Origin of the sequence: Halomonas salsilacus (assembly GCF_051216275.1) — a bacterium.
Taxonomy (GTDB): Bacteria; Pseudomonadota; Gammaproteobacteria; order Pseudomonadales; family Halomonadaceae; genus Halomonas.
The window spans coordinates 59,928-76,584 of sequence record NZ_JBPKAQ010000009.1; the positions used below are offsets into that span (position 1 = coordinate 59,928).

At 57.9% G+C, this 16,657-nt stretch carries 17 protein-coding genes; 2 read left to right on the top strand and 15 right to left on the bottom strand.

Annotation, left to right across the window (positions count from 1 at the left end; translation table 11 throughout):
• Nucleotides 1-14: 14 nt before the first annotated feature.
• From ACR80S_RS13265 to ACR80S_RS13330, 14 genes are all read right to left on the bottom strand, one after another.
• Nucleotides 15-971, bottom strand: a complete 957-nt coding sequence (locus ACR80S_RS13265; protein WP_435403449.1) for a GlxA family transcriptional regulator — start codon at nucleotides 969-971, stop codon at nucleotides 15-17.
• A 213-nt stretch (nucleotides 972-1,184) separates the two neighbouring features.
• Nucleotides 1,185-3,449 carry an SNF2-related protein gene (locus ACR80S_RS13270; protein WP_435403450.1) on the bottom strand — a complete coding sequence of 755 codons (2,265 nt, stop codon included), beginning with the start codon at nucleotides 3,447-3,449 and terminating at the stop codon, nucleotides 1,185-1,187.
• Between the two features lie 93 nt (nucleotides 3,450-3,542).
• On the bottom strand, nucleotides 3,543-5,045 hold the full coding sequence (locus tag ACR80S_RS13275) for a DUF6094 domain-containing protein (RefSeq protein ID WP_435403451.1): 1,503 nt from the start codon (nucleotides 5,043-5,045) through the stop codon (nucleotides 3,543-3,545).
• Between the two features lie 68 nt (nucleotides 5,046-5,113).
• A complete protein-coding gene (locus tag ACR80S_RS13280; protein ID WP_435403452.1) occupies nucleotides 5,114-5,707 on the bottom strand; it encodes a hypothetical protein in 594 nt (197 codons plus the stop codon).
• 82 nt (nucleotides 5,708-5,789) lie between these two features.
• Nucleotides 5,790-6,413 carry a DUF3275 family protein gene (locus ACR80S_RS13285; RefSeq protein ID WP_435403453.1) on the bottom strand — a complete coding sequence of 208 codons (624 nt, stop codon included), beginning with the start codon at nucleotides 6,411-6,413 and terminating at the stop codon, nucleotides 5,790-5,792.
• A 92-nt stretch (nucleotides 6,414-6,505) separates the two neighbouring features.
• Complete coding sequence (radC, locus tag ACR80S_RS13290) at nucleotides 6,506-7,045, bottom strand: RadC family protein (RefSeq protein ID WP_435403454.1); 540 nt, start codon at nucleotides 7,043-7,045, stop codon at nucleotides 6,506-6,508.
• Between the two features lie 77 nt (nucleotides 7,046-7,122).
• Entirely contained in the window at nucleotides 7,123-7,488 is a 366-nt protein-coding gene (locus tag ACR80S_RS13295; protein WP_435403455.1) for a hypothetical protein, read from the bottom strand.
• Nucleotides 7,489-7,804: 316 nt separating this feature from the next.
• Nucleotides 7,805-8,266 carry a DUF6998 domain-containing protein gene (locus tag ACR80S_RS13300; protein ID WP_435403456.1) on the bottom strand — a complete coding sequence of 154 codons (462 nt, stop codon included), beginning with the start codon at nucleotides 8,264-8,266 and terminating at the stop codon, nucleotides 7,805-7,807.
• Nucleotides 8,267-8,411: 145 nt separating this feature from the next.
• The gene (locus tag ACR80S_RS13305) at nucleotides 8,412-9,701 is read right to left on the bottom strand and encodes a hypothetical protein (protein WP_435403457.1); all 1,290 of its coding nucleotides are present in this window, start codon (nucleotides 9,699-9,701) and stop codon (nucleotides 8,412-8,414) included.
• An 84-nt stretch (nucleotides 9,702-9,785) separates the two neighbouring features.
• Nucleotides 9,786-10,163, bottom strand: a complete 378-nt coding sequence (locus ACR80S_RS13310) for a DUF4160 domain-containing protein (protein ID WP_435403458.1) — start codon at nucleotides 10,161-10,163, stop codon at nucleotides 9,786-9,788.
• Nucleotides 10,164-10,706: 543 nt separating this feature from the next.
• Nucleotides 10,707-11,519: an SEC-C domain-containing protein gene (locus tag ACR80S_RS13315; RefSeq protein WP_435403459.1), complete on the bottom strand. Its 813-nt coding sequence runs from the start codon at nucleotides 11,517-11,519 to the stop codon at nucleotides 10,707-10,709.
• Nucleotides 11,509-11,997: a hypothetical protein gene (locus ACR80S_RS13320; protein WP_435403460.1), complete on the bottom strand. Its 489-nt coding sequence runs from the start codon at nucleotides 11,995-11,997 to the stop codon at nucleotides 11,509-11,511. The genes ACR80S_RS13315 and ACR80S_RS13320 overlap by 11 nt, the downstream gene beginning before the upstream one ends.
• A 99-nt stretch (nucleotides 11,998-12,096) precedes the next feature.
• Nucleotides 12,097-12,669: a hypothetical protein gene (locus tag ACR80S_RS13325; protein ID WP_435403461.1), complete on the bottom strand. Its 573-nt coding sequence runs from the start codon at nucleotides 12,667-12,669 to the stop codon at nucleotides 12,097-12,099.
• Between the two features lie 110 nt (nucleotides 12,670-12,779).
• Complete coding sequence (locus ACR80S_RS13330; protein ID WP_435403462.1) at nucleotides 12,780-13,583, bottom strand: hypothetical protein; 804 nt, start codon at nucleotides 13,581-13,583, stop codon at nucleotides 12,780-12,782.
• 336 nt (nucleotides 13,584-13,919) lie between these two features.
• Here ACR80S_RS13330 and ACR80S_RS13335 point away from each other — a divergent pair, with 336 nt between their 5' ends.
• Together ACR80S_RS13335 and ACR80S_RS13340 are read left to right on the top strand one after the other, a co-directional pair.
• Nucleotides 13,920-14,360, top strand: coding sequence for a LexA family protein (locus ACR80S_RS13335; protein WP_435403463.1), 441 nt, complete (start codon nucleotides 13,920-13,922; stop codon nucleotides 14,358-14,360).
• A gap of 14 nt (nucleotides 14,361-14,374) precedes the next feature.
• Nucleotides 14,375-15,649 (top strand): Y-family DNA polymerase, encoded by a 1,275-nt coding sequence (locus tag ACR80S_RS13340; protein ID WP_435403464.1) that lies wholly within the window; start codon nucleotides 14,375-14,377, stop codon nucleotides 15,647-15,649.
• Between the two features lie 322 nt (nucleotides 15,650-15,971).
• Here the strand turns inward: ACR80S_RS13340 and ACR80S_RS13345 are convergent, their stop codons facing one another.
• Nucleotides 15,972-16,640: an SOS response-associated peptidase gene (locus ACR80S_RS13345; protein ID WP_435403465.1), complete on the bottom strand. Its 669-nt coding sequence runs from the start codon at nucleotides 16,638-16,640 to the stop codon at nucleotides 15,972-15,974.
• Nucleotides 16,641-16,657: the final 17 nt, after the last annotated feature.

The following is a 16,657-nucleotide window of genomic DNA, read 5'->3' on the forward strand; positions in this document are numbered from 1 at the left end:
TCACTATTACCGTCTCATCCACGGTCCTTGCTCGGGCTCACTTGGTATCTTTTGGTATAGGTGCGGGTGAAGTGAGCACTGGAGCTAAACCCACAGGCGATAGCAACCTCCGCAAGGCTGAGATGAGACTCCTTTAGTAAATTCCGTGCTCGCTGCAACCTCAGCCGCAGGTAGTAAGTGGCTGGACTACTTTGTAAATGGTGATCAAATAATCGTTGCAACTGCCTGACTGAAATATGAGCCTCATTAGCAAGCTCTGTGGAGCTGAGGGGAGATTCTATGTTTTCTTCCATCAGAGCCAAAACCCGCAACAGCCTAGGGTTGTAGACATTTAACCGGGCTGCCAGATGTATGCGCTGCTTGTCAGTCTTTTGTCGTATACCACTCTTTATAAACTGCTCACAGACAGTGATTGCCAGATCGTGACCAAGCTCTTGCTGAATGACATGCAGCATCATGTCGATCGGCGCTGTGCCTCCGGCGCAGGTAATCAGGTTGCGATCAATTTCATAGAGCTCGTTGGTAATTTCTTGCTCCGGATGGTCTTCCTGAAAAGCTGGCACCGCTTCCCAGTGCAATGTCAACCGCCGCCGCCGGATTAACCCGGCAGCGGACAGGAGGTAACAGCCAGTATCCATAGCTCCCAGTATAGTACTCTCAGGCAAGGACTTAAGCCAGGAGACTGTCGAAGAGTGGATGTACTTTTTTGGATTGAAACTAGAACAGACGAAGAGGTTGGTAGGCGTCTCAACACGGAAAATCGGCGTCGTATCTTCCATGGCTAGCTGGTTGCTAGCCTTAACCGTTTCATTTCCCTCGCTCAACAGCTGCCAGCGAAAGACTTCGCGACCAGCAAAACGGTTAGCAATTCTCATCGGCTCAATAGCTGATAACAATGCCACCATGGCATACTCTGGCAAAAGCAAGAAGGATACTGTAAAGACACCATCCTTATCCGGCTTTAAGATCATGCTTCACCTAAATCATCCGTTATTTCAATGCACCACAGCGCCACACCATCAGAAATGCTTCACTATATTGTCTAAAAATCTTTATCTAGTATTATTGCAAGTGCCTTTCTCGGCGACGAAGGCGTGTGCGAGTTACGAGCATAACATTGAAATTCTTCTCAAGGATAGCTAAACCCATGCCCCTCCGAAGAGGGGGCATAGGTTGGGTATCTGTCAGCTGACCAGCTGCCTGGCCAGGGCCATCTCCACGGAGTCTCCATCCGTATTGAGGGCATCCAGGCCCGATTCGGGCACGTCTCCCGACGTACTCTGGGCCACGGCGATCTTCGTGGCCATCAGCGACAGGCAGGCGATCTGTGACGATCCGGCATAGCCGAGGTAGAGCACCTTCACCGGCTGCCGCTGGCCGATCCGCCAGGAGCGGCGGGCGGCCTGCTGCAGGGTGTAGACGTTCCAGCCCGTCTGCATGAAGACGATGGTGGGGAAGTCCAGCAGGTCAAGCCCGGTCTTCACCAGGTCCGGATTGGTGATCAGCACGTCGACGCCGCGGTCGACCTGATCGGCAATCCAGTCCTCGCGCCGCTGGGTCTCCACGTTGGAGCGCAGCACCGCGACCTTGAAGCCGGCCTGGGTGAGCATCGCCTTGAGTCGGCTGCTGGTATCGCGCTTGCCGGTGTAGGTCGTGTAGACCAGCACCTTGCGACCCTCCGCCTTCTCTCGCCGGCAGATCTCCACCAGCTCGCGCTCCTTGGGCATCGGCTGCTGCTCGCCATAGAGGCTCTTCACGAACGCCAGCAGGCTGCCCGAGCGCGGGTGCTTGACCGTCTCCGGTCGGAAGCAGCAGTCCGGCCAGGCCAGCAGCGCATTGAGCACCACGCCCAGCAGGGTGGTGTCCTTGCGTGCCAGCGCCTGTCTGAGTTCGGCGGTCAGTTGACCCTCGAGCCGCCGATAGGCAAAGGCCTGCTCGTCGTCCATCGGCACCTCGATGAAGTCTTCATCGTAAGGCGGCAGCACATTGCCACCGATGTCCTTGAGCTTGAGGAAGACGGTGAAGGGCAGCACGTAGCGCATGATCCCCTTGGGGCCGAAGCCCGGGGCCTTGACGGTGCGCACCGACAGCTTCTTGCCTCGCGCTGTCTTGTGCGAATCGCCGTCGCGCTCGGTGTAGATGTCCTTCAGCACCCCGTGGTCGCGCAGGAACGACATGGCCGCAGGCCCCATCGATCCGCGCCCATTGGGGCGATAGCCGTCTTCGAGCATCTTCGGCGTAAGGATGCGGAACAGCAGGTGGAACAGGTCGTAAGCGTAGCCGCCCATCAGGGTACCGGTCAGCAGCAGCGACTTGCGCGCCTTGGCTGCCAGCACGCCCATGGCCTGGCCCTGGGCCGACCCGGCGTTCTTGTACTCATGGCCCTCGTCCACGATCAGCAGATCGAAGGTGTGATCCGGCAGCTGCCGCTTGATGAACTCGGTCGGCTGATAGCCTCCTTCACCGAAGCCGAACTCCATCGTGGCCATGGCCCGCTCCAGGCAAGCCGCTTGCCGGTCGGAGAACACCAGCTCCCCGTTCTCATCCATGAGGTTGATGAACTCGTGGATGTTGTCACCCAGCAGCGTGGCCAGGAACTCCTCGCCAAACTGTTGCACCAGGCGCTCCGACGAGACCTTGCCGATGGTGGGCAGCTTACGCAGCGCCTTGAGTACCAGGCCGCGCTGCAGGCTGCCCGTCGCCCGCTGAGGCCGCATCAGCGTCCAGAGAGGGCTGTGACAGTGCCGACACTTGTGGCGACGCTCCTCACGGAGAAACTGCGACAGCGTTACAACCTCGTTGTCGCAGTCGACCACCGAGCTACCGCACTGGGGGCAGGCCGCCAGCTCGCCGCCCGGCACGCGCTTGCGCGCCGCGGCGGGACGCCAGTGGAAGCCCATGCGCATACGCACACGCCCCAGGATAAAGAACTCCGGCCGCCCATCGGACGGCTGGCCCAGGGCCTCACGGAGCTTGAGCAGCTTGACCAGGGTATCCGGGCCGTTCAGCACCCAGACCCTGGCCTGATCGACGGTCTCCAGGATCTCCCGCCGCCACTTGTAGACCAGGTGGGGCGGCGCGATCACCAGGAAGCGCCGATAGCCTTCGCCGTGACAGACTGCCGCGGTGGCGATGGCCATCATGGTCTTGCCGGTGCCCATCTCCGCGTTGATGATGCCCGCCGGCTCGTGCCGGTCGAGCAGCAGCGCCGAGATGGCCTGAACCACCTCGGCCTGCTCGGGGAAAGGCGCCCGCTTGAGGGCCGCCATCACGGCCTGGCGGCGAGAGTTGGCCTCGCCATCATAGACCGGGGGATGGGAGCGTTTGAGCGAGGCCAGTAGGCCATCGCCAAACTCCTCCACGAAGGCGTTGAGGTCCACCTGAGGCCCGAAGACCTCGCCAGACTGCGCCATGCCGGCCGGCGCCGGCAGCTGAGTGATGTCGTTCATGTCCGTCTCCTTGTGCATAAGAAAACGGCGGACACTCCCCTCCCCTGGCGGGTTGGAAAGGCCCGCCGTGGGGAATGGCGCCCAGGGCGCCGGTCAGTAGTCGTCTGGCAGCAGCAGCGTGGTGGCGCTGCGATCCGCCTCGGTGATGATCCAGACCGTGAGCGACTCACCGATCCGGTAGGACGAGAGCAGCCTGTCACCGTGAATCAGGGCCTGCTCGTTGCTCTGACGGTCCTCCTCGGGCACGTCCCCCCAGTCGCCGGTGACGTGTCGTCGGAGCAGCGCCATGGGCGAGACCTCGCCACGCTCCACTCGCTCGTTGACGGCCCGGGTCATCACCACGCGCCCCACCTCGAAGCGGCGTGGATCTGGCCTCGCGGCACGCTCGGCGACTCGGTTGAGCGGTGCAGACGCATCGCCTGCCTCGGCATCTGTCGCCTGGCCACCCTCCTCCGGCTCGCCGTCATTGGCCGCCGGCGTCGAGGTGATGGTCAGCAGCTGCCCACAGCGAGGCGAGTCCGGCGTCATCTCCCAGGCGCGGATCACCGGCACGAAGCGGTCGGTGAGCACGCGGGTCTCGGTGATGGAGCCGTCCTCCCGCTCGGTGAACTCGGTCTTGGCGACCTTATCCTTGTGGGTGTTGCCCTTGACCACCAGGCAGCGGCCATTGGGCGCAGTCACCACACCGGAGATCGCCCCGGCCGCCAGCGATAGGGCCAGATGCCAGGAGGAGAGTCGGCGTACCGGGGGACGCGGCGCTAGGCCGGTCTTCCCGAACACGCTGCCTACCTCGGGCCAGAGCCCCTGCAACCGCGCGACCTCATCGGCCAGCTGCTCGGCATCGAGCGACACGCGATAGAAGTGGCGCAGCTCGCCCTGAGCCGCCGGCACCATGTAGGGCTCGAAGGGCCATACCTCCGGGATCACCTCGGGCGTGACCTCCTTGCTCCCCACGCGCAGCAACTGGGCGCGCATCGCCTTGGCCTCCGGGCTGCGCTCCGCCTCGCGGCGTCGCACCCGGCGGCCCAGGATCACGACCTGCTGGAAATCATCCACGGCGGCGCGGAAGACCCGCAGCTCGGTGAAATGGTTGACCAGCCAGCCGGTCAGCTCCTTGTCCAGGGCGTAGTCGGGAACGATCAGCACCATCACGCCCCCAACCTGCAGGGTGCCGACGGTGCGCTGGTAGAACAGCTTCTCGAGGCGTCTGCGCCCCTTGCCTTGATAGCGCTCATAGCCGGCGTGGTCGGCCAGCAGGTCGCCATAGGGTGGGTTGAGCCACAGGCAGCCCATGCTGCGCGGTGAGATCACCGTGTCCATCAGGTCGCCTTGCAGGCCCCTATCCACCAGGCCATGCATCGAGGCGGCCCGCTCGGCGTGATATTCCACGCCGCAGGCCTGAACGCGTTTGCGCCCCAGGTGGTGGGCAAGCTCGGCGATGGCGGCACCCTCCCCCGCACAGGGGTCGAGCACTCGCATCCGGCCGGCGTTCGCCGGGCTGAGCGCCTGAAGCACCCGCTCGAGCGACGCCTCGTCCGTGGGGAAGTAGCCATTCCTGGCGAAGTTGCGCGCGATGCGCTGAAACATCAGTGCCATGCGACACCTCCTGTCGGTTGGGTGTAGTAGGCGCGGCCAGAACGGCCGCACCTCGGTGGAGCGAGCGCTCAGGGCTCGGGGGTGAGCACGCCGGCGCGGATCATGCCGCTGAGGCGCAGGGCCAGGTCGTTCTCATCGAGAGAGATCTCGCAGGCCTGAATCGGCCCCTGCGAAAACGAGGCCGGCAGTACCGCCTGCTGGGCATGCAGCAGCGTCATCACCGGCGCCTGCCAGTGATCCAGCAAAGGCAGCGGGCAGAGCTCCCGCACGTGAGGCCATAGCTGGTCATCCACCGGGCAGGAGCCCTCCTCGTCGTCCAGCACGACGATGCTGTGCAGGTTGGCGCGATCCGGCGTGATGCAGCGCTGGTCGAAGAGCCACACGTGCACCAGGGTGCCGAAGCGCGTCTGGCGCAGCCGGGCAGAGCGCCGGGAGTAGCGGTCCATGTCGCCAAAGACCATGGGGTGGCGAGTGTCGCCCTGGCAGAGATGCAGGGTATCCAGGCCATTGTCTGCCGCCGGCAGCGTCAGCCTGGCCAGCAGCTCCTGCAGCGCCGTATCACGCCCCCACAGGGAGAGAAACAGGCACTCACGCTGCCGGCCAATGCAGAACGCATCGGCGTACAAGTCCAGGCACTCATCGAGGGTGTAGAGCTCGGGCATGATGGCCTCCATCGGTTAGCAAAGAGCGATGGGGACATCCCGAGCCCAGGGCGTCGAGATGCCCCGGTGGGGAGTGGCTGCCTCAGGCAGCGGCTTGCCAGGTTTGCGTCGGCGCCTGGAATCGGTAGCCCAACTCCTTCAGCCGACTCACCTGACGGCGGAACAGCGCCCGGTCCACGGTGGGATCGAGCTTGACGCTCTGCCCCAGCGGCCAGAGCAGGCCGAAGAGCTCGGCGTCGGGATTGGCCTCCTGGTCAACGGCGTGGGTATCCGGGGTTTGCGGCCCTGGCACCTCGCCAGCATCAACCTGAGGCGGCGGCGCGGGCGGCGCCATCGGCTCGCCCGACCCAGGCACAGGAGGGGCTGGCGGCACGGGTGGCACAGGAGCGGCCTCCTCCTCCAGCGGATCCATCTCCGCGGAGTCGAAGCGCGGCCCATGCTGGGTCACCAGCATGCCGTCCTCGGTCAGCAGCATCTCGCCGACCTTGGCGCGGACCTCCACCACCAGCCGGCCTCCGGCGAAGTAGCTCGCCGGGCGAATCTCGAGCAGCAGAAACTCGCCCTCAAACACCCCTTCGCTGAACTGGTCCAGCTGAGGGTCCTTGATGACGAATTCGCCGATCGAGGCCGCCAGTCGGCCGACATTGAAGGGGCCGTTGCGCCCATGAATGGTGCGGACGGTGAGCCGCCCGGGAATCTTGATCATCACCAGACTCCTGTTCGACAGGATGCAAAAAGTGCGGACGGGGCCGGCAATGCCGGCCCCATCCAAGAGGTCACGGGCAAGCGCCCGAGGGATCAGAGATAGCCCCGCTCCGCGAAGGAGACCGAGTCCGAGCCGCCCACCACGATGTGGTCGAGCACGCGTACCTCGATCAGACCCAGCGCCTCCTTGAGGCGCTGGGTGATGCGTCGGTCCGCATCGCTCGGGTCGGGCTCCCCACTGGGGTGGTTGTGGGTGAAGATCACCGCACCAGCGTTGTGGTGCAGCGCCGCCTTCACCACCTCCCGCGGATAGACCGAGGCGGAGTCGAGGGTGCCGTGGAACAGCTCGCTGAACTCGATCACGCGGTGCTGGGTGTCCAGGAAGATGGCACCGAATACCTCGTGGTCGTAGCCGGCCAGCTTGAGCCACAGAAACTCACGCACCCGGTTGGGCGTGTTGAGTTTCATGCCCTTGGAGACGGAGCGCTCCACCACCTGCCGCGCCGCATCGATGACGCGGTCATCGGGGGCCGCCAGGTAGTTGCCGTCGCTGTCGCGCACGAACAGCTGCGGCGCGTTGGATGGGGAGTAGCGAGACTCTGCCGGGAGGGCAGCTGCTGAAGTATGTGTCATGACCAGAACCTCCGGACATGACCGAGACCGCCCCCTCCGGGAGCGATGTCCCGGTCGGGGTGGGTAGTGAGGGAGGGTTACGCCGCGGTGAGCAGCGCGTGGTTCAGCTCGTCGTGGCGTGCCAACAGCAGGTAGTCACCGTGCTGACGGTCGCCTTGCACGACCAACGCCTCGATCTCGAGGGCCAGAGGCTGGTGAGGATTCCCGCTGGGCGGGATGCGATGATGCGTCAGCCGCACCGCCTGGGTCCCAGCCGGGTACCCGGACAGCTGACGGGCCACGTTCTGCAGCAGCAGCTGGAATCGTTCGATGGGGGTGACCCCATGTTCCGAGACCACGTGCTCTGCGACGTACATACAGTCGTTCATGACCCGCTCGCTAATGCGGACCTTGCCCGCAAAGCCGTGGTCACGCGCCAGAGACGACATATCGTAGGATTTCATGGTGGATCTCCTGCGGTAGTGCACACAGGGGACACACCTTCCCCACCGGGGATGTGGATCCCCTGGTGGGTGATGGCACTAGAGTGCCGAAGAAGAGATGCGGCATCCAACCCGGATGGGCGGCCTCGTCTCGGGATGCGCGAGGCCTTGGGAGGTGGCGTACCGCCAAGCGGTGCACCCTCTAAACGCCTGGGTGCCTGGGTGCCTCGGTTGGCGCCGGTCGAGACCACCGGGCCGCCATGGGCGGCGCTTGCATGAGTGAGCTTACGACACGAGCATGGGGAGTCAAGCGAGCCCATCACACACGAAGCACAGACTACTCACCGATCGGCACGACCATTGGAAGCCGTGTGTCAGGCGCCATGCTCCCCCTCAGCTTCAAGAGCCGGGCCAAGGACACCTGATACTGACCATTGCGAGGCAACGGCTTATCGGCGAGCTCTTGCCAAACCAGCTCCCCAGGGCCGTTGTAGGCCTCCGTGAAGCCGCCGTGCCGATCCAGCTTCAGCACCAGTAGGTGCTCAGGGCAGCTTCTTAATGCGACTCGGCCACCCTGCGTAGCCTTGATTTCCACGTATCGACCATCACACACAGCATCGACTCCGGGTGACGACGCTGGCAGTAGCTCCAATCCATAGTGATGCGCCGCAAGGCACTCACCAAGGCTGCCAACCAAGTGGCCATCCGGGGTGAAGTGCCTACCCGGAAACATCGCCTCCAGCTCATTAACGACCCGATATAGCTCGGCAACAAGCTGAGGTAACCGTGCTTTATTCACTCAGACTCTTCTCCCTAAAATGGCTCGCGATGGCAGCTCACGGCCAGAAGCGGACATTGAGATTTTCCTGACGTATAACGTATAACGTCGCGCTCTGCGGCAAAATTGGAGCGCAGCGGAATTTTTTTCCGACAGCAGCGCCTTATTATAAGCAGGGCGCATATATGATGTCAGTGAAAGAATTTTGAAATATCCTCCAGTGCCCACCAGGCATAGACCGGACAGAAGGATTATTTTCCAAGTCTTGGTATATCACGCGCACGGAAACTTCTTTAATTTTTTCTTGACCATCAACTTCAAAACGCAGCTCTGCTATTACATGAGTAACGGCAGCAGCTTGGTCGTCTATACCCAATACTTTGAACGAAACCGGCACATACTTACCAAAATCTTGCCGTGCCATACCAGCTTTTTTTCCCTTAGGAGTATCGGTAAAGTATAAAAGGGCATCAGCGATAAGGCCAAATCGCTTATTGCACCAATGATCTAAAAAGGCAGCCACTGCATATTCAGGTGTATTTTCAGGAAGATTGGAAATATCCCCTTCAAACGGCAGATATGGAATATCCTCAGATGTTCTTGGCCTCCATTCTCCAATGGATTTTTTCATACGGTTTGTTTCAGAGATTTGCTCAAATATCTGTTTCCAGCTTACCTCTTCTTTCGGTTTTGGCTCCTTTTTTCCATCATCAAGTGCTCCAGCCCAGTCTCTCGCCGCAAAGAGAGCAGCCCAGCACTTTGCTGCCACTATTTTATTATCAAAAGCCAACTCGCGACCATGAAGAATCCCGTTTCTGTATGGAATGGATATAGCATCTTCATTCGTTTTAGTTCTGCCTTTGGTGAGAATCGAAGCTAGTGTTTGAAGGCCTGACTCATGAGCTGCAATGCAATCCCACGCTGTCAAATCGACGTTCTCAGCAAAAAAGCCTACATGCTTCGACACATCGTTTACGAGACCATCAAGCAAGCTCAACAATAACGGTACACACGCATGATATCTACCAGCTAAGTAATCCTCTCTGGCCAATTCCGCGAGTCTTATTCTTTTTCTAAAATCACGATTTCCATTGAATCGCAATATTCCCCATTTTAATGTTTCTTCGTCATGCGAATCCGCTAGGAATTTTTCCGCTGCATCCTTTCCCTCAGCGTCATGAATATTTATTGCTCTCTGCATCACTTCCATGTTCATTGATTCATATGCGATCCAACCTAGATTCGCAAAACGTTCATTGAACTGATCAGGTGCCTCTAATATTTCTGCTTGTATTTTAATCCTCTTGAATTCATCGAAGGCACCTTCCATTTTAGGGAAGATCTCACGAGCAAATGGAAAAGCCTTGTATAAAGCTTCCAAGCTCTCGAACGCCGCGAACTGCTTTAACAGCTCTGCACTTGTTGGATTGTCAATGATCTTCTTTGGCTTACTCACAATGCTTCCTTTAGCTTATAATGCTTCAATAACCGGCGCAGCTTTGTTGCTTCCGGCGCCGAAGGCGCGAAGTTGATTGACTTGTTACACGTCACCAGATAACTCTGCCATTAGTGGCTCATGCGGCGTACCAGCTTGCAAAGCATTCCAGATTTTTAGAAGCTTCTCACGATTTCTTTCTAACCAACTAGAGACGTCACTATCATATTTCTTAGACAAGTTACCCTCAATTCGCTCGCCTGATTCTATGGCATAGCTAGCGGCATGATGCTGTCTTCCGTAATCAATATGGATATGCGGAAGGGAGTGCCCTCTTTCTTGGTAAATTTTGATCTTCATGTTCTTCCTCTTCGCCAAGAGAACTTCCATGAAGCCGTTACCTGCCGGTCGCCTTGGCTCAGTTAATAAATCTTTCTGAGCAAAGAGCCTTTGCAGCTCGTCAAATTCTTCATCAAGACTCATGCAGCATCCATATACGTGTAACGCCAGTGGTAATAGCCGACAACGGAGCGCAGCGTAGTTGGCGTCCCGTTGACCACATTGTTACGTGTTGTTCCGGCTGTTGAAGTAGAAGGCAGTGACGCCGCCAATCAAGGTGCCTGCGAAAGCGAGAAACTCGGAAAAATGCGGGTTCTTACTCAGAGCCAGAACGAACACAAAAAGTAGAACCAGAAAAACGATCCCCATTGCTAGCAACGGCTTGGTTCGCTTATTCAATCGCTCAGTCATCGGTTCCGACTGCCCCAGCCCCCCACAGGTACCACAAGCTAGTCCAACGAATTCCTTTCCTTTTAATTCGTGGTATTTCGCACAGGCCAAGCAACTCGAACCATTCGGCCCCGACTTACAGACACCCGTCTCGTCGCAGTGACGACAGGGGTACAGATTTGATCTTACTTCCTGCATTTAGATACTTCCATGTACACGTAACGCTGCAACTCACAGGCGGAAAAATAGGAGCACAGCGTAGATTTTGGCGTCCTTGTGCAGCCGATTGTTAGTAGATTAGTATGGAAACCGTACATCATCCTTGCCTTCAGGGAGTTCTTTCGAAAGAATAAAATCAACATGAGGTATCTCAACCTCATTCTTACTTAGGCAACACTCTTTAAAAGACTTTCCACTCTTACAAGGGCATTTATCCTCAGGCAGCACTCTCTCAAATCTCTCAATAGAAAATGCTTGTCTCGTCCAACTCATACCCCAGTTTTCAAATGGGTTGTCAAGCAGCTCTAATAGGTGATTTATTATGGAAAAATCTAAGGTTTCATCATCATGGAGAACCGAGTATTTTTGAACTGGCTTCGTGACTATTGATACTTCGAAGAATTCCATATCATGTGCCACATGGAGGCATAGTTCACCATTGTAGATCCTTCCTTTTTTGTGACCACATCTGGACCGCGGTCTTACCTTGTGGTTGCAAATACTGCAGGTATAATAACCTACGGTAAAGCCGGGGCTGGCAAAAACACAGTAAGGGTATATCGATTGCCAGCTTGCAACTTTCTCTTTTACAAACCCCACCCTTGAGGTGATCAAAAAACTTTCGCTTGAGTTTTCGGAAATGAAGTTTGCATATATTTCACACTTCTCAAGAATCCACCATGCTTCTCTGTACTCGTGATTTTTAAGCTTATAGAAAGCCTCAATATAAAGAATATTTAGCTTTAGAGATTCCTCCTTTCTCCAACAATTGTTAGCAAGTTCTTCATCACCATTGGCAACTGCTCTTTTCTTCATCTCTGACAATTTATCCAATAGTTCAGAGACTGCAGGTTGTCGAGTATCATCTAGTGTTACAAGACTAACTTTCATCACTGATTCTCTTGACAGCATCAATTGCTTTACCAATATCATCAACCTTTCCGTCGTAACTTACAGCGCAACTCTCTCCATTCTTTTTCTCTACTACAAACTTAACTGAAACTTTATCGTCTTTTTTCGCTTTCAATTTTTCATATAGGTAAGCGCCTATCACGCTGCAAAATACTGGGACTACAAAATTTTTAACGAAATATGTTCCAAGCCAAATATCTGCGCCATGAAGCCCTAGCTCTTTATATTCTTCATCGTTGACATAAATGTCGGCATCCAGCCCCTCCTCGTTTAGGAAGTCTAGCGTGTCGAGAGTTCCAGTATAAAACGCGCTCTCAGTTCCGTGAGACGGCAAGATAATCACAGACTTTTCATTAATTGTCGCAGCAACTTCGTCTGGTGCCTCTCTCACCAATTGATCAAAGCTCAGGTCTGAATCTTCAATTTCGAATTTTTCTTGTATTTCCAGAATTCCCATTTTTCTCTCCTAGTTCATTTTGAAAAGCTAATGACTGAGCTAAGCAGCCGGATGAAAGCCTCATGGATTTCGCCCGGCGGGCTACAACTCATGGTTATCTCATCTTGGACCCACATAGTGGTGTGGATCGTCGCTCGCTATACGGGTCGCACAACATCGTCTAAGTTGCTCCAACTCACGCACCAGCGGGGCCAGTAGCGTGAAAGTCCGGCCGCCTCGCTCTTCAGATACGAACTGGAGCGGCTCTAAAATGAGCACCCTGCGAATGGCCCAGCGTTCAGCGGAAAAGTATCGCAAGGCTGCTTCATCCGGAAAGACACTCTCCAAAATGCCTGCCTTGTCTGTCCGCAGCCAATTATCCATCCGCTCGTCTAGGTGTTCAAAGGCATTCCTGGCAGTACGACCGACAAGCGCGGCCCCTTCAGCGACGTTTAGGTGCTCTCTAAGAGTTTTGCCCCGTTGGACTGAAAGGGGGTCCCTCGTTGCCGGGAAAAAGAATTTCGAGACCATGCCGACATGGGCGAGAAAGGCCTGCAATACGATCCATACCTCTCTGCGCTGCCTCTCCTCTGGATCCACCAAGAGTTCCATCAGGCGCCCGAATTCCCTTTGCGCCACTAAGGTGTGGAGCATTACCTCTTCGGTATAGACGTGTAACTGTTCGGGAGACATGATCTATTTCTTCGTAGCTAACGCAAAGCTTTGCGGAGATTTTGGAGTCGCGAAGCGGCGAAAAAAATGTCCAAGAACAGCGGTTTTTTAGGCGATTTCATGTCTCGTTCTCACTCCGCTGTAACAGAGATGGTCTCAACTTCTACTATCCACTTGTGTGGAACAACTTCATGAAACATCATACCTGAGTCGACATGCAATGTTTGTGATTGAAAATCTGGATGAGACAAACGGTAGCTCCAGGCATCAATGAAATCCGAGACCAAGTTAGGGACTTCCCCTCGTTTGCGAAGGTCGTCAATACTAAAGAACGGATGAGCAGAAGCCAGAGCTTCAGCGCCTGGAACCGCGACTTTTATAATCCTTGGTTTTCCATCGAATCCTAATAAATCCACCCCCTCTTGACCAAGAAGATTCTCGGCGACATGCTGGTCAAATTCTGCTCCATGGGTGAGATAGTGGTTGAAGCTATTGAGTAATCCTGATCGCGATAGTGTGAGATGTACTTGGCCCTCGCGACGGCCCGCACGCTCTCCTTTGCCGTGAGCCTCAAGCACACTATCCAAACGAGCTTCTGCATCAGCCCATCGCGGATGTGGCGACAGCGCTCTAGTTAAACGCTCACGCCGACGGTGGGAGCTCAGAGGTCGCAAGCCGTTTCGTTGAATTTCTGCAACGTCTTCATCAGTAAGACGCGAGCCATGATAGGCAGCTAAAGTACCAGATAGAAGCCATACCAATATAGCCTCTACGATTTCATCACGCTCCGAAAGCTCGAAGAGCATTTGCCTCGCATCTTCCACGTACTCGAACTTCTGAGCGCGTATTTTTTCAAGGGCAGCGATTGAGACGATTGGTCGTAGAACATCGTCGAGCTGATCACCCCACACATCTATCGCGTCAAATTCGATCACCATGGTACCTTTTGTTTTTTCATACATCACAGATTAACGTGAAACGAATCCGCCTAACCAATCATCGTGCATGGTGCATAACACGGATCGAGGTGGCCGTAGCCTTTGCCGGCATGTCGGCTTTGGGTCGTGAGCTGACATACCACCGGAGCCAGTAGAGGGGGCCTACATTGACGAGTATGAGCTTCCATTTTGCACTCCCTTGCTATGTCTAATCCTCAGTCAGGTTAGCAGCATCATGCTGCGCTTGCTCGCGACCTTCGTGGTGCAAGGGCTTGGCAGGTTGGGTCGCCTGCCTGATACTGTATAAATATCAGGCATCGAGAGGAGGCCACCATGACACACGCCAAGCTCATCCCCGCAGATCCGGCGCCGCCGGCGCAGGCCCTGCCCTTCCCTCTGCCCCTGACTCGGGCCGGGCTGTCGGGCTTTCCGAGCCCTGCCCAGGACTACGAAGGGCGCACCCTGGACCTCAACGAGCGGCTGGTGAAGCGCCCCTCCTCGACCTTCTTCATGACCGTCACCGGCGACAGCATGGAGGCGCTGGGCATCGCGGAGGGTGACCTGCTGGTGGTCGATAGCGCCATCGAACCGCGTCCCGGGCACATCCTGGTCGCCACGGTGGAGGGGGAGCTGGTGGTGAAACGCTACGAGCTGATCGGCAACCGCCCCTACTTCACATCGGCCAACCCCGCCTACCGCCCCATCCCCGCCGCAGACCTGGAATGCCAGGCCTGGGGCGTGGTACGCGCGGTGGTTCACGAGTACACCTTCTAGCCGGGGCCAGGCCCATGATCGGACTGATCGACTGCAACAACTTTTACGTCAGCTGCGAGCGGGCCTTCCAGCCGCGGCTGGAGGGCGTGCCCGTGGGCGTGCTCTCCAACAACGATGGCTGCGTGATTGCTCGCTCCAACGAGCTCAAGGCGCTGGGCGTGGCTATGGGCACACCAGCCTTCGAGTTGCAGCCACTGCTCCGTCAGCGGCGCATCACGCTGTTGTCGTCGAACTATGAGCTCTATGGGGATATGTCCTCCCGGGTGCAGCAGGTGCTGGAAGAGTTCTCTGCCGGCGTGGAGCCCTACTCCATCGATGAGATGTTCGTGCGCTTCGACGGCTTTGCCCCTGAGCAGATGCATCGGCACGCCCAGGAACTGTTCACCAAGGTTCGACGCTTCACGCATATCCCGGTCTGCGTGGGGATTGCGCCGACCCGTACCCTGGCCAAGCTGGCCAACCGAGCGGCCAAGAAACTGCCGGTCTACGGCGGCGTCTGCGTGTTGAAAACCGACAGCGAGACATACGAGCCGCTGCTGCGTCAGGTCGAGCTGGGCGATGTGTGGGGCGTTGGCCGCCGACTGGTGGAGCGCCTGGCGTTGATGGGCGTACACAGCGCCTGGGATCTCGCCCAGGCCGACCCCAAGCAGATTCGCCAGCGCTTCTCGGTCACCCTAGAGCGCACCTGCCTGGAACTGAAGGGCATTCCCTGCATCGAGATGAATGATCCTGGTGAGGCCCGTAAGCGCATCATGACGTCACGCTCCTTCGGGAGGATGACCGACAACCGAGAGGAGGTTCACCAGGCCATCCGGCAGTTTGCCCAGCGCAGCGCTGAGAAGCTCCGCGGGCAGGACAGTCTGGCCCGAGCCGTCTACGTCTTCCTGAAGACCAATCGCCACCGCCCTGACCTGCCCCAGTACTCGCCCAGCTCCGTGGTGGAGCTGCCCTGCCCCACCGACGACAGCCGCGGCATCCTGCAGGCGGCCAGTCAGGCATTCGCGGCCATCTACCGGCCCCGCTACCGCTTCATGAAGGCAGGCGTGATGCTGGTCGATCTGGTGGACGCCAACCGGGCCCAGCTCTCACTGTTAGACACTCCCGAAAGCCAGGCCCAGCGCGAGCGCAGCGACCGCCTGATGGCGACGCTGGATGCACTCAACCACAGGATGGGGCGAGGTACCGTCACGTTTGGGCGCGCCTCGCCCAAGGCCGCTTGGCAGCTACGCTGCGCCAACCGCACGCCGCGCTGGACCACACGCTGGGACGAGCTGCCGCGACTGCGCTGACATCCTGTCAGCCAAACACCATCATGTTTTTCCGACATCGCTCACACCACATCGCCGTCGCCTGGCCCACAGTCTCTTTAATGGACACCAGCAGGGTGGGACATAGCATGGAGACCATCATACTGACCTGGTTGGATGACGGCGGCTGTGCGCTGATATGCGGCTGCGGCCAGAGACAGCGGCTGACCCACAAACCCAGGACTTGGAACCGGTTCGAATTCTTATGGCTCTCGAGCGGGCGCTTCAGGATTCGCTGTCGCGCCTGTCACGCTCATATAGAGCGTTTTGTCAGCCACCCCCGCACCTGGCACCACAGCCGCCCTCACAGTGTGGGTAGCGGCGCTATCAGGCTCTCGTCATCGTGAGCGGGCGCGTTGACGCGAATGCTCACCGGCCACTGGGTGATCTGTTGGGGATCGATGTGATGGATGACCTGCCGCATGGTCTCCCGGTCGGTCAGTTGCGGATCCAGCCACGGGGCAAGGCTGTCGGCGTCCAGGGCCAATGGCATGCGGTCATGAATCTGCTTGGCCACACCTCGCGCCGGTTCAGTTAGGATGGCGCACCCTGGCTTGCCGTCAGGCCGCTCCGACCAGATCCCTGCCAACCAGATCGGCTGACCATCTTCTCGCGTCAGGAAGTGGGGCTGCTTCTTGCCATCGGCTGGCGTCCACTCGAACCAGCCATTGGCAGGCACCAGGCAGCGGTGGTGGGCAAAGGCACCGCGGAAGTACCTTGAGGTCGCGACCTTCTCAACCCGAGCGTTGATGGGCTCAGGAGCGTCCTCGCCGGCCCAGTGGGGGTGATAGCCCCACCACACCGCATCCAGCACCAGTGGCCCCTCATCGTCCAACCGGCGCACAGCGGTGATCCAGGTACCCGGCGCCACGTTGTAACGCGGCACCAGGTCTGCCTCAGATGCCTCCAGTGGCAGGCGCAGCGACGCGGCCAGGCTCGGGTAAGGGCTGTAGAGGGCAAATCGGCCGCACATGACGGTATCTCCCTGGG